At 61.0% G+C, this 13581-nt stretch carries 10 protein-coding genes; 5 read left to right on the top strand and 5 right to left on the bottom strand.

Annotated elements, in window-relative coordinates:
- Window positions 1-55 precede the first annotated feature (55 nt).
- The 5 genes from ACUY3D_RS04145 to ypfJ form a co-directional block, all read right to left on the bottom strand.
- Window positions 56-733 carry an FMN reductase gene (locus tag ACUY3D_RS04145; RefSeq protein WP_070522158.1) on the bottom strand — a complete coding sequence of 226 codons (678 nt, stop codon included), beginning with the start codon at window positions 731-733 and terminating at the stop codon, window positions 56-58.
- Window positions 734-1840 carry an LLM class flavin-dependent oxidoreductase gene (locus ACUY3D_RS04140; protein WP_269948115.1) on the bottom strand — a complete coding sequence of 369 codons (1107 nt, stop codon included), beginning with the start codon at window positions 1838-1840 and terminating at the stop codon, window positions 734-736.
- 45 nt (window positions 1841-1885) lie between these two features.
- On the bottom strand, window positions 1886-2608 hold the full coding sequence (locus ACUY3D_RS04135) for a CBS domain-containing protein (RefSeq protein WP_070522165.1): 723 nt from the start codon (window positions 2606-2608) through the stop codon (window positions 1886-1888).
- A gap of 128 nt (window positions 2609-2736) precedes the next feature.
- Entirely contained in the window at window positions 2737-4326 is a 1590-nt protein-coding gene (locus tag ACUY3D_RS04130) for an inorganic phosphate transporter (RefSeq protein WP_198530273.1), read from the bottom strand.
- A gap of 327 nt (window positions 4327-4653) precedes the next feature.
- Window positions 4654-5547 carry a KPN_02809 family neutral zinc metallopeptidase gene (gene ypfJ / locus ACUY3D_RS04125; RefSeq protein ID WP_154762350.1) on the bottom strand — a complete coding sequence of 298 codons (894 nt, stop codon included), beginning with the start codon at window positions 5545-5547 and terminating at the stop codon, window positions 4654-4656.
- 204 nt (window positions 5548-5751) lie between these two features.
- Between ypfJ and aspS the strand changes: the two genes are divergently transcribed.
- The 5 genes from aspS to ruvX all read left to right on the top strand — a co-directional run bounded on the left by aspS (window position 5752) and on the right by ruvX (window position 13575).
- The gene (gene aspS / locus ACUY3D_RS04120) at window positions 5752-7572 is read left to right on the top strand and encodes an aspartate--tRNA ligase (RefSeq protein ID WP_070522174.1); all 1821 of its coding nucleotides are present in this window, start codon (window positions 5752-5754) and stop codon (window positions 7570-7572) included.
- 83 nt (window positions 7573-7655) lie between these two features.
- Window positions 7656-8858, top strand: coding sequence for a phosphotransferase family protein (locus tag ACUY3D_RS04115; RefSeq protein ID WP_070522248.1), 1203 nt, complete (start codon window positions 7656-7658; stop codon window positions 8856-8858).
- Window positions 8858-10213, top strand: a complete 1356-nt coding sequence (locus ACUY3D_RS04110) for a replication-associated recombination protein A (protein WP_070522177.1) — start codon at window positions 8858-8860, stop codon at window positions 10211-10213. The genes ACUY3D_RS04115 and ACUY3D_RS04110 overlap by 1 nt, the downstream gene beginning before the upstream one ends.
- 67 nt (window positions 10214-10280) lie before the next feature.
- Window positions 10281-12968, top strand: a complete 2688-nt coding sequence (gene alaS, locus ACUY3D_RS04105; RefSeq protein ID WP_269948116.1) for an alanine--tRNA ligase — start codon at window positions 10281-10283, stop codon at window positions 12966-12968.
- Between the two features lie 58 nt (window positions 12969-13026).
- Entirely contained in the window at window positions 13027-13575 is a 549-nt protein-coding gene (ruvX, locus tag ACUY3D_RS04100) for a Holliday junction resolvase RuvX (protein ID WP_070522183.1), read from the top strand.
- Window positions 13576-13581 lie beyond the last annotated feature (6 nt).

Genomic DNA, 13581 nt, shown 5'->3' with positions numbered 1-13581 from the left:
GGGAGCGTTAGATAAGTGTCGCCTTACGATAGTACCGAGAGCCCTCCGCAACCGCTTAGCTCGGCTGCCCGTCGTGGCGGGAAAGCAGCGCGCGGAATCCTGAAGGGTCTGGATCGACGTCCTGTGATAGCTCCCCCTGGGGCGCTTCCTCCGCTTCGCCGAGCCTCCCGGCAAGTCCAGAGACCCGGTCGAGCGGGCGCACCATGAGGTCCGCTAGCTCCTCGGCGGCGCGTTCTATGCGTTTGTCATTGCGCGCGCCTTCTGCAGTGCCAAAGTCTTCCGTGGCCTGGAAGATCCCGGTGGGGACCACTGTGGCATGCAGGTAGTTAAGCAGCGGGCGCAGAGCATAGTCGAGCACAAGCGCGTGCCGGCTCGAGCCCCCGGTGGCAGCGATGAGCGTGGGCAGTCCCTCTAGAGAATGCGGCTCTAAAGTGTCGAAGAACATCTTGAACAAACCCGAATAACTGCCCTGGAATACCGGGCTGACGGCGATGAGACCGTCCGCCTTGGTCACGGCAGTCTGCGCGGCATGGAGGCGGGGTGTGGGTGAAACCCAGTTGGTCATGGCTTCTGCCAACTCGCCGGCAAGCTCGCGCAGCTCCACGACGGTCACGTCGATGCCTTCCCCTCGGGCACTAACGCGGGCGGTGGTGGCGGCGGAGAGGGCGTCGCCAAGCGCACGCGTCGAGGACGGTGATGAAAGTCCAGCCGTAACGAGTACGAGCGAGCGCAACTATTTCTCCTCTTCAGGGTTGACCTGCGCGTGCGGGGCATAAGCGCCGAGCGTGGCATGGGTGGGCGGGGCAGAAGGTACATGATCCGGGCGGCGTTCCTCAAAGCGGCGGCGAAGCTCGGGCACCACCTGGGTACCAAGGATTTCGATCTGCTCGAGCACCACCTCTTGAGGCAGTCCGGCGTGGTCGATGAGGAAGAGCTGGCGCTGGTAATCACCCACCCAATCTGCGAACTGTAGTGTGCGCTCCACCACCTGCTCTACGGTGCCTACGGTGAGCGGAGTCTGTGCCGTGAACTCCTCCAAGGAGGGGCCATGACCGTACACCGGGGCATTGTCGAAGTAGGGGCGGAAGAAGTCCTTTGCCTGCTGCTCCGTGGGCGCGATGAAGACATGCCCGCCGAGGCCCACGATGGCCTGGTCGGCGCGGCCGTGGCCATAGGACTCGTAGCGATTGCGGTACAGGTTCACCATCTTCGCGGTGTGCTCCTTGTTCCAGAAGATGTTGTTGTGGAAGAAGCCATCGCCGTAAAAAGCCGCCTGTTCCGCAATCTGTGGGGAGCGAATGGAGCCGTGCCAGACAAAGGGTGGGATTCCATCGAGAGGTGCGGGTGTGGAAGTAAAACCCTGCAGCGGGGTGCGGAACTTTCCTTGCCAGGACACGACGGGTTCGCGCCAGAGGCGGCGCAGTAGGTGGTAGTTCTCCACTGCGAGGGGAATGCCCTCACGGATGTCCTTGCCAAACCACGGGTAAACCGGGCCGGTGTTGCCGCGGCCTAGCATGAGGTCGACGCGCCCATCTGCCAGGTGCTGGAGGAATGCGTAGTCCTCCGCGAGGCGAACAGGGTCGTTGGTAGTGATCAGCGTGGTGGCAGTGGAGAGTTGAAGGTTCTTCGTCTGTGCCGCAATGTATGCCAGGTGGGTGGTGGGTGCTGATGGCACAAAGGGCGGGTTGTGGTGCTCGCCGCTGGCGAAGACGTCGAGGTCCACCTCTTCTGCTTTGAGGGCAATCTCCGTGATAGCGCGGATGCGCTCGGCCTCAGTGGGGGTGCGGCCGGTGGTCGGGTCCTGGGTGACATCGCCGATGCTAAAGACTCCAAATTGCATGACATCCTCCTTTCTATGTCATGTCAACAAGGTTAGGGAGGGGAGTTATTCCCATTCGACTGCAGCAACCAATGTTGCGAGGTCGGCAGGTGTTGCAATGGATACAGGAAGTTGGGAAGGCTTGCCGTGCTCGGTGAGAAGGACCGCGCCGGGGTGGGTGCCGTCTGCCGCAGGGTCGGTGAGGGCGTCGATGACCTCTTGCGCGCTGGCGGTGCGGGGCAGGAACTCTGCGCGGTCCTTCCGTTCTGCGAATTCCAGGACCGTGTTAATCGACGCCGCGTTAATCACACCGTCGTCACCGAGATCTGCCGCAACCCATCGGGCAATGACGTTGGTGGTGAGAAGCGCCTGGTAAGTCCCGGACTCATAGATTGGGATCTGGGAATAGCCGGTCGTGTCAATAAGCTTCAAGGCCTCCATGATCGGGGTGTCAGGGGCAAGAGTGGTCACGTCACGGCTAGCGAGCAGAGCCTGCGCTGTGGGTGGATCCGTGAGCAGGCGTTGCAGGTTTTCGAGCTGCTTGATGACGTGAGGATGTGGGGTAGCGATGGGCTCACCGCTGAAGTAGCGGCCATGGGCGATGGCGTTGCGAAGGTTGCTAAAGTCCTTCAGCTGTTCTGCTTGGCGCTTGCTTAAAAGGTGTTTGTCGTGGGCGCGATCAACAATCCACCAGAAAGAATCAGAGTTCTTTGCCCCGATAGCTTGGCGGAGGAACTGCTCAATGTCATTAAAAGCGGAAAAGAATCTGGCCAGGGAGTTGTCGCTCATGCCGCCTAAGTGTACGGGTTCTTGGATTTGTGCTTAAGGCTCAAGCGATAAGAAAAATCTCGCCGTGAGCAACCCCGGTGGTTGGGGAAACTCACGGCGAGAATGCGGTATGCGCGATGCGTTGATCTTTAGAAGACGACGCGCAGGATGGACACCGTCGCCGCAGCGATGGCGGCGGCCGCCGGAAGAGTGATGACCCATGCCAAAGCGATGGGCTTCATCAGCTTCCAGTTGGCGGCGTGGTTCACAATGCCGACACCAAGGACGGCACCGATGAGGATGTGGGTAGAGGACACCGGCAGGCCCAAGAGGGAAGCAGCCATGACGACGGCAGCAGCGGCCAGCTCGGCAGCGAAACCGGAGGAGGGGTGCATTTGAGTGAGGCCAGAACCCACGGTCTGGATGACGAAGCGGCCGATGAACCAAAGGCCGGAAACCAAGGCGATGCCCATGGCTACCATGACCGGCAGCGGCACGGAAACTTCATCGGAGATCTGGTTGGTCTGCAAGACATCGAAGACTGCAGCGAAGGGGCCGATGGCGTTGGCGATGTCATTGGAACCGTGCGAGAACGCAAAGGCGGAGGCGGTGAAGACCTGCATCCACGAGAAGAGGAGGAAGGTAGAGCGCTTCAGGGACTTCTTCTTCAGGGAGCGGGCAAAGATGAAGACGGCCATCCAGACTATGGCTCCAACCATGCCCATGACTAGGAAAGTTTCTAGGGCGGTGACATCGATGCCGGTGTGCTTCAGGCCCTTGAAGAGCAACATCGCGGAGATAATCACGGCACCCAGCGCTGCGAGCAGCGGAACCCAGTTCTCGAGCGCGCGGTGTGCATTGACATCCTCGAGATCCTTGTTGAGGTTGTGCAGATCGCGGTAGTAGTCGGACTCGAGTGCCTCTGGGTCGTAGTCCTCTTCGGCGGTAAGGGCGGCGTCGCGAGCCATCGCATTTGTGTAGGAGATCTGCTGTAGCTCGTTCATACGCTCGAAGCGGGTCTTGTGCTCCTTGCGCAGCTCGGCGCGGCGAAGTTTGATGTCACGCAGGCGTTCGTCTGCGGCGTCGTTGTACACCAAGATGGAAGACTTGATCCACTTGAAAAGGAGGTATGCGGCAATACCGCCGAGAACCGGAGAAAGCACCCAGGAGAAAGCGATGGTGCCGATTCCGCCCCATTGCACCATGTCCATGCCGCCCTTGCCGGTGATGAAGCCGACGGTTAGAGCGGCGCCGACAATGCCGCCGACGATGGAGTGGGTGGTAGAAACCGGCCAGCCCATGCGGGTGGCTACCAAAAGCCAGATGGCGGCGCCGAGGAGTGACGCCATCATGATGTAGACAAATTCCATCGGGTCGAGGCCATCGATGGCATCGAGGTCCACGATTCCGGAGCGGACCGTATCAGTCACCTCGCCGCCGGCGAGGATGGCTCCGGATACCTCAAAGACCGCCGCGACAGCGAGGGCCTGCTTCATGGAGAGGGTTCCCGCGCCCACGGAGGTACCGAAGGAGTTGGCGACGTCATTGCCGCCAATGTTGAAGGCCATAAAGACAGCGAAGATGATTGCTGTAACAAGGACGACCTTGTTGGTTCCCTCAGCAACTTCTCCGTTGCCCCAAATGATGAAAAAGATCAGGGTGACAGCCGTGATGGCGCCGAAGAACAGGTGCCAAATCCAGTCCTTGTTCTTGCCATTCATCGACTCAAGATCAGGCATCGTCGGCGTGGCGGTGCTCAAAACGTCGTTCCTTTCATGAAGAGAACGCTGCGTGATGAGACAGTGTGAGCAGGCCGCGGGCGGGGTGCATTCGGCGTTGGCGCGGGCAGCGCCATACCTACCGCGGTGCAGGTGGTAAAGACATCACGCGCAGTTCTTTTATGCTTTTAAAGACAGAGCGGAACCCACCACGAACCGGCGGGAACTTGACTACCTTAAAGCATTAAGGTGTACGGCAGGTAAACACCTGGTGTATGTGAATCTAATCTGGGCTAATGTGGCACATTTGGGGGTGGTGCGACCTTGGGGTGGGCGCTTCTTAAGACCCTAAGACTTGTAAACCCCACGGCCTAAGGTGTCGCACTGCTCCATTTTGCCGGAATTATAACCGGCGAGGAACGACTGCGCACGGTCTTCGGAAGAGCCGTGCGTCCACGTATCGGGGCGTACTTCGCCCCCTGAGCGGCGCTGGATGTTGTCATCGCCCACGGCGCGTGCAGTGTTGACAGCATCAGTCACCTGCTGCTCGGTAATGGTTTCGAGCAGGGCATCGTCACCTTTGTCGGCGTAGTGCGCCCACAGGCCGGCATAGCAATCGGCCTGCAACTCAATCTTCACCGCGTTGGAATCCTCGCCGGGTTCGTTGTAATTCGACAGGCTGAGAGTTCCTTCCAGCTTTTGAATGTGGTGGCCGAATTCGTGGGCCACGATATACATCTGTGCCAATGGGGCGTTATCGCCGCCAAAGTTGCGGAGCTGGTCGAAGAAGGCGGTGTCGAAGTAGGCCGACTCATCCGCCGGGCAGTAGAACGGGCCCGTGGCGCCCGAAGCCTGACCGCAGCCAGACATGGTGGTGTTGTTGAAGATGACGCGGCCAGGTTCGACGTACTCGATGCCTGCCTGATCCGGCAACTGCTGGGCCCAGACCTTGTCGACGGACTGGGCGGCGAACATGACGCGGCAATCGTCGTACTTATTGCCGTCCTCGGCAGTTTGGCAGTGCGCAAATGCGTCTTCGCCGCTTTCCTCTGGTCCCACCTGGGTCTGGTCGGTCTGGGGATCGCTTCCGGTGATGGCGCCGGGATCGCCGCCGAGGAGTAGATAGAGACCGATAAGAAGGAGAGAGCCAATGCCGCCGCCGGTAGCGATCATGCCGCCGCGGCCTCCACCGCCGGAGCTAGCTCGCTTACCATCAAAATTGGCGCCAGATTTAAAAGTCATGCTCCAGATTTTGCCACATGCTGGTGGTGGTGTCTGCTCGATAGTGGGTGCACCGCCATGCGCGCGGTGCTCACCCTAGCGCTGAGCAAGTCCGGTGCGGGCGGTAGACTTGGGCCGTTCAAGTACTTGCATCCCTCGGCGCGTGCTGTCTACGCGTGGCGTGAGTGGGTGTGAGCGTCAACGATGAGAAGGGATTGAACGAGAGTGCTGCGTACACATTTGGCAGGCGAACTGCGCAAGGAGTTGGCGGGGGAGACCGTCACCCTGACGGGGTGGGTCGCACGCCGTCGCGACCACGGTGGTGTTATCTTCATTGACCTGCGTGACCGCTCCGGCGTTGCCCAGGTTGTTTTCCGCGAGACCGAGGTAGCTGAGCGCGCCCACGATCTGCGTTCCGAGTACTGCGTCAAGGTCACTGGCGTCGTGGAGCCCCGCCCGGAGGGTTCGGCTAACCCGAACCTGGCCTCCGGCGAGATTGAGGTCAACGTCACGGACCTGGAGGTACTCAACAAGTCCGCAGCGCTGCCGTTCCAGATTGATGATCCATCCTCCTCCGGTGAGGTCGGTGAGGAGACCCGCTTGAAGTACCGCTACCTGGATCTGCGCCGTGAGCGCCAGCACGATGCACTGCGCCTGCGCTCGGCCGCGAACCGCGCTGCCCGCCAGGTGCTGGACAGCCACGATTTCACTGAGATCGAAACCCCGACCCTGACTCGCTCCACCCCGGAGGGCGCCCGTGACTTCCTCGTGCCGGCGCGCCTGAAGCCGGGCAGCTGGTACGCACTCCCGCAGTCCCCGCAGCTGTTCAAGCAGCTGCTCATGGTCGCCGGAATGGAGCGCTACTACCAGATCGCTCGCTGCTACCGCGATGAGGACTTCCGCGCTGACCGCCAGCCGGAGTTTACGCAGCTCGACGTCGAGATGTCCTTCGTGGACCAGGATGATGTCATTGCTCTGGCGGAAGAGATCGTCTCCGCCCTGTGGAAGCTCATCGGCTACGAAATCAAGACCCCCATCCCGCGCATGACCTATGCCGATGCCATGAAGTACTACGGTTCCGACAAGCCGGACCTGCGCTTCGACATCAAGATCGTGGAGTGCACGGACTTCTTCAAGGACACCACCTTCCGCGTCTTCCAGAACGAATACGTCGGTGCCGTCGTCATGGAAGGCGGAGCCTCCCAGCCGCGCCGCCAGTTCGATGCATGGCAGGAGTGGGCAAAGCAGCGCGGTGCGAAGGGCTTGGCCTACATCACCGTTGCCGAGGATGGCACATTGGGTGGCCCGGTAGCCAAGAACATCACGGATGCCGAGCGCGAGGGTATTGCCGCCCACGTCGGCGCCAAGCCGGGCGATGCCATCTTCTTCGCTGCCGGCGAGACCAAGGCTTCCCGTGCGCTGCTGGGCGCAGCTCGCGGTGAGATTGCGAAGAAGCTCGACCTCATCAAGGACGGCGACTGGGCCTTCACCTGGGTCGTCGACGCACCGCTCTTCGAGCCCTCCGCCGATGCCACCGCCTCGGGTGACGTGGCTTTGGGCCACTCCAAGTGGACTGCAGTCCACCACGCCTTCACTTCGCCGAAGCCGGAGTACCTGGATAACTTTGACCAGAACCCGGGAGAGGCCCTGGCTTATGCCTACGACATTGTCTGCAATGGCAATGAGATTGGCGGCGGTTCCATCCGTATCCACGACCAGGATGTGCAGAAGCGCGTCTTCGACGTCATGGGCATCGGCGAAGAAGAAGCGCAGGAGAAGTTCGGCTTCCTGCTCGACGCCTTCCAGTTCGGTGCTCCGCCACACGGCGGCATCGCTTTCGGCTGGGATCGCATCGTCTCCCTGCTCGGTGGATTCGAGTCCATCCGCGATGTCATCGCCTTCCCGAAGTCCGGTGGCGGCGTCGACCCGCTGACCGACGCCCCCGGCACCATCCCCGCCGCGCAGCGCAAGGAGACCGGTGTGGACTTCAAGCCGGAGAAGGCTGCGAAGGCAGCCCAGGGTGAAAAGGCTGGGAAGGAGTCCTAAAGGCCCCACACCATGGGTGTACCTCATTGGGCCGACAACAAGTGGAAGCAGGCAAGCAAGTGAATCCGACGGGACACGAGTCCATGAATAATTCTGTGGCTGATGCCGTGGTAGCAGAAGCCTCACAGATGATTTCGCGCCGCTATGGCGGGGAGCCTGAGCTGAGTGACGTTGAGCAACTCACCGGCTCGGGCAATGCCGTGGTACTTCGTGCTCGGACGACTCCCAGCGCCTTCTTCCCGCATCGTTCGGTCGTCATCAAGTACAACCCGGTCACCGGGCACACTATTGATGACGCCGCGCTTCTCCGTGAAGTGGTGGCCTATCAGTTCACCACGGCGCTGTCTGAGGAGGTCCGCCCAGGACCTGTGTTGCTCGCACACGACGTGGACAAGCGCATTCTTGTGCTGTCCGACGCCGGCGAAGGCGACACCCTGGCGGACACCCTTGCGCGCAGCGGTGATGAAGACCGCGGCGAGCTGCTCAGGGCTCTGGGCAGCGCGTTGGGCAAAATGCATGCTGGGACTGCCGGGCGCGAAGAAGACTATGACGCCCTGCTCAAGCGCCAGTTACGTCGGCATCCCGAATACGCCGAGCACCAGGCATTGCGCGATGATTCCTTGCAGAGCTCCATTCTGATTGGTGCGGATATCCTCAGCGAGGCAGGACTGGAACCGCCGGAACACGTCCGCACATTGGCCCGTGCCGCCATGCAGAGTCTGAGTTCTGGCCGCAACCGCGCTTTTACTCCCTTCGACCTGTCCCCAGACAACATCATCGTCGGCTCAACGCTGACCTTCTTGGACTATGAGTGGGCCGGTTTCCGCAACGTCGGCTTTGACGTGGCCTGCGTGGTGGCCGGCTTCCCGCAGTTTCTTTTTTCTCGGCCGATCACTGATGCCGAGGCGGGGCTTTTCATCCATGCCTGGCAGCGCCGCATTGTCGATGTCTGGCCGCAGCTCGCCGATGAGAAGACGCTGCACGAGTTGCTCGTCTCCTGCCTCATCGGTTGGGCTCTGTCGAGCGTGACCACGATGTATGCCGGCGGGATCGAAGGGGTCGTCGCGTTGGCGGAAGGCAACGCTGAGATCTACCGTGACCCGCACCGTTCTCTGCTTCGTCGATCCGACCATGGTCCGTTCAGCGAGGATGAAATACTGATTCGGCGCGATCTTTATGAGACCTTCGAAGCGCTGTCGCGGTTTGCCGCGCAATGTAGCAATGACGGGTGCTCCGCGGTCGCCGAGTTTGGGCGAGCCGTGGCCTCTCGACTCCGGGAGCCCTGATGGGGCAGGAGTCACTCTTCGGCGATGACCAGTCAGCGCCAAGCCTGCCGGGTGGCCCCGATATGTTTGCAACCCACCCCGGTTCGCCGCTGGCCGCGCGCATGCGGCCGCAAAACCTCGATGAAGTAGTGGGGCAGAAGCACCTCCTGGAGCCGGGAACCCCGCTGCGTAGGCTGGTGGAAGGCTCAGGCGAGGCCTCCGTCATCCTGTACGGACCGCCGGGAACCGGAAAGACGACGCTGGCCTCACTCATCGCATCTTCCTTGGGAGATAACTTCATTGGGCTTTCCGCCCTAGACTCCGGCGTGAAGCAGGTTCGAGAGGTGATCTCCCATGCCCGCCGTGAGCTGATTCAAGGGCGCCGCACCGTGCTGTTCATCGATGAGGTGCACCGCTTCTCCAAGACTCAGCAGGACGCGCTGCTCGCGGCCGTCGAAAATCGCACCGTGCTGCTCGTGGCCGCCACTACCGAAAACCCTTCCTTTTCCGTCGTGGCGCCGTTGCTTTCGCGTTCCTTGTTGCTGCACTTGGAGCCGCTGGACGACGCCTCCCTGCGCACCCTCGCCGAGCGCGCATTGACCAGCGAGCGGGGATTGGCGGGAAGGATCACCGCAACGGACGATGCTCTAGACCAGCTGGTGCTGCTCGCCGGGGGCGATGCTCGGCGCACACTGACCTATCTTGAGGCGGCGGCCGAGGCAGTGCCCGATGGCGGTGAACTCACCGTTGAGGTTCTCAAAGAAAACGTCAATCACGCGGTGGTGCGCTATGACCGCGACGGCGACCAGCATTATGACGTGGTCTCCGCGTTTATTAAGTCCATCCGCGGTTCCGACGTGGATGCCGCGCTGCATTACCTGGCCCGCATGATTGAGGCAGGCGAAGACCCGCGTTTCATCGCCCGCCGGCTTATCGTGCATGCCTCCGAAGACATCGGAATGGCTGATCCCACCGCGCTGCCCACTGCCGTGGCCGCAGCGGAGGCCGCGGCCCTTATCGGATTACCCGAGGCGCGTATTCCGCTGGCTCAGGCGACAATCCATCTCGCTACGGCACCGAAATCCAATTCCGTTATCAACGCCATCAACGCGGCCCAGGCCGACGTTCGCGCCGGCAAGAGCGGGCATGTGCCCGCGCACCTGCGCGACGGCCATTATGAGGGAGCGAAACGCTTGGGCAATGCAGTGGGCTATCAGTACCCGCATGATGATCCGCGCGGTGTACTGTCCCAGCAGTATTTGCCGGAGACGCTGGCGGATGCCGAGTATTATCACCCCACCGACCATGGCGCGGAGAAGCGTGTGCGCGAGTACCTGGGAAGGCTGCGGGACATCATCCGGGGGCGGCGTCGCTAAGCACAGCACCGGACGGGTAAAGTTGAGCGCTGACTAGAAACCATTCAACAGTGAAGGAATTTTGCTCGTGAAGACTCATGAGATCCGGGAACGCTTTACCCAGCACTTCGTCAAGGCCGGCCACGAGGCCGTCCCCAGCGCGTCGCTGATCCTGGATGACCCGAACCTGCTCTTCGTTAACGCCGGCATGGTTCCCTTCAAGCCCTACTTCCTGGGCCAGCAGAACCCGCCTTTTGCTAATGGCACGGCGACCTCTATCCAGAAGTGCGTGCGCACCTTGGACATCGAGGAAGTGGGCATTACCACCCGTCACAATACCTTCTTCCAGATGGCGGGTAATTTTTCCTTTGGCCAGTACTTTAAGGAAGGCGCAATTACCCACGCCTGGAACCTGCTGACCACCTCCGTCGATGAAGGCGGTTTGGGCCTCGACCCGGAGCGTTTGTGGGTCACGGTCTACCTTGACGATGATGAGGCGGCCGATATTTGGCACAACAAGATCGGCGTGCCTACCGAGCGTATCCAGCGCCTGGGCATGGAAGATAATTACTGGTCCATGGGTATTCCCGGACCGTGTGGTCCGTGCTCCGAGATCTACTATGACCGCGGGCCGGAATATGGCCAGGATGGCGGTCCGATTGCGGACGATAACCGCTACATGGAGATCTGGAACTTGGTCTTCATGCAGAACGAGCGTGGCGAAGGCATCGGCAAGGGCAACTTCGAGATCGTGGGCGAGCTGCCCAAGAAGAACATCGATACCGGCATGGGCATCGAGCGCGTGGCCTGCATCCTGCAGGGCGTGGACAACGTCTACGAGACGGACCTGCTGCGCCCGGTCATCGACGTAGCCGAGGAGCTTACCGGTGCGAAGTACGTTCCGGATGCGCCGAAGGAAGACCTGATCCGTTTCCGCGTGGTGGCGGACCACTCGCGTACCGGCATGATGCTCATTTTGGACGGCGTTACCCCCGGTAACGAGGGTCGTGGCTACATTCTGCGTCGCTTGCTGCGCCGCATCATCCGCTCCGCCAAGCTGCTTGGTGCGAAGGGGGAGACCATGGAGCGTTTCATGAACACCATCATGGACACCATGACTCCGTCCTACCCGGAGATCGCCGATAACCGCGAGCGTATCCTGCGCGTTGCCGTGGCGGAGGAGAAGGCCTTCCTGAAGACGCTGGAGTCAGGCACCAAGCTTTTCGACGAAGCCGTGGAGGAACTGAAGAGCACCTCTCGTGCGGCCACCCCGAAGGTCCTCTCCGGCGAGAAGGCTTTTGAACTGCACGATACCTATGGTTTCCCCATCGACCTGACCTTGGAAATGGCTCAGGAAGCCGGTTTGACCGTAGATATGGACGGCTTCGACGCCGCCATGGGCGAGCAGCGCCGCCGCGCCAAGGCCGATAACCAGGCCAAGAAGCATGGTCATGCTGACCTGTCGCTCTACCGCGAGTGGGTGGATAACCACCCGACGTTGTTCACGGGCTATGAGACCCTGGAGTCCGAGGCCAAGGTCATCGGCCTTGTGCGCGATGGCGAGAAGGTTACTGAGGTCGAGGCAGGAGATACCGTCGAGGTAATCCTGGACCAGTCGCCGCTCTACGCCGAAGCCGGCGGCCAGACCGCCGACCGGGGCCGCATTATCGCGGGCGAGACCCTCCTTGAGGTCAACGATGTGCAGAAGATTGGAAAGAAGCTGTGGGTGCACAAGGCTACGGTGACCGCTGGAGGCCTTGAGTTGGGCAACGGCGTAACGGCTGCCGTTGATGAACAATGGCGCCACGGCGCCGTGCAGGCGCACTCGGCGACGCACCTTATCCACGCAGCGCTGCGCCAAGTGCTAGGCCCGACTGCAGTCCAGGCTGGTTCCTTGAACCGACCCGGCTACCTGCGCTTTGACTTCAACTACACCGACCAGCTCACTCAGGAGCAGCTCGATGAGATCGCTTTGGTGACGAACCAGGCGGTGGACCAGCACTTCCCGGTCAATACCATCGAGACGTCTTTGGAGAAGGCCAAGGAGATGGGCGCGATGGCCCTCTTTGGTGAGAACTATGGTTCCGAGGTTCGCGTCGTGGAGATGGGTGGCCCCTTCTCCATCGAGCTCTGCGGTGGTACCCACGTGAAGAACACCGCCGAAATTGGCCCGGTGTCCGTCCTCGGTGAATCCTCAGTGGGCTCGGGCGCGCGCCGTATCGAGGCTTATTCGGGCTTGGATGCATTCCGTTTCTACTCCAAGGAGACCGCACTCGTGGAAGGGGTGTCCCGCGAGCTCAAGGTGCAGACTGAGGATCTTCCGGAGCGCATCGCGCAGCTGACGGAGAAGCTCAAGGCCGCTGAGAAGCAGATTGCGGAGCTGCACAAGGCCCAGCTCATGTCGCAGACCGCGGAGATGATTTCTGGTGCGACCACCGTTAATGACTACACCCTCGTATCGGTCAAACTTCCTAACGGAGTAAACGGCGGTGATCTGCGCACGTTGGCCTCGGATATCAAGAACCGTCTCGGTGATGTCGCCGGTGTGGTTGTCCTGGCATCGGAGAACGAGGGCGGCAAGCTCCCGTTCATCGTTGGCGCCACTAAGCCTGCCGTCGAGCGCGGCGTCAAGGCTGGTGACTTGGTCAAGGTTATTTCTGGCTATGTTGACGGCAAGGGCGGCGGAAAGCCCGATATGGCTCAAGGTTCCGGCGCCAACGCTGAAGGTCTCCAGCAGGCCTTCGACGCCGTCCGTGATGAGCTCGAAGCCCACTAACGAACTCGCCCTAGTTGGCGTGCAGTTGTAGCTGACTCGCAGAATCAGGAGGAGCACGATGGCCGTAGAACCCGACAAACCAGGCGTGGACGATCCCGGCCCGGGGCGCCGTTTGGGCCTCGACGTTGGTACCGTCCGCATCGGCGTGGCGGTCTCTGACCGGGACGCGCGCTTGGCCATGCCGGTCGAAACCGTCCGGCGTGAGACCGGGTTTAAAGACCGCGACAAGGGCGATATTGACCGCCTGCTTGAGCTGATTCACGAGTATGACGTCGTTGAGGTAGCCGTTGGTTTGCCGCGTGATCTCAAGGGCAATGGTTCATCAAGTGTTAAACATGCCAAGGAAATCGCGTTTCGTATCCGCCGCCGCTTGGCAAAAGATGACAGGATGAAAGAACCTCCGCCCGTGCGTATGGTGGATGAACGCCTTACTACCGTGGTCGCCTCCTCCGCATTGCGGGCCTCTGGCGTGTCAGAGAAGCGAGGTCGCTCGGTGATTGACCAAGCAGCCGCGGTGGAAATTTTGCAATCCTGGCTGGATGCGCGCCATTTCGCGTTGAACGGCCACAGCCCTTCAAACGTAGGAGACGAAGTACGTGAGCCGTAAACCTTC

It is taken from the genome of Corynebacterium guaraldiae (assembly GCF_053480195.1).
Note: the sequence above shows the minus strand (reverse complement) of the source record. Positions and strands in the feature narration are given on the sequence as shown.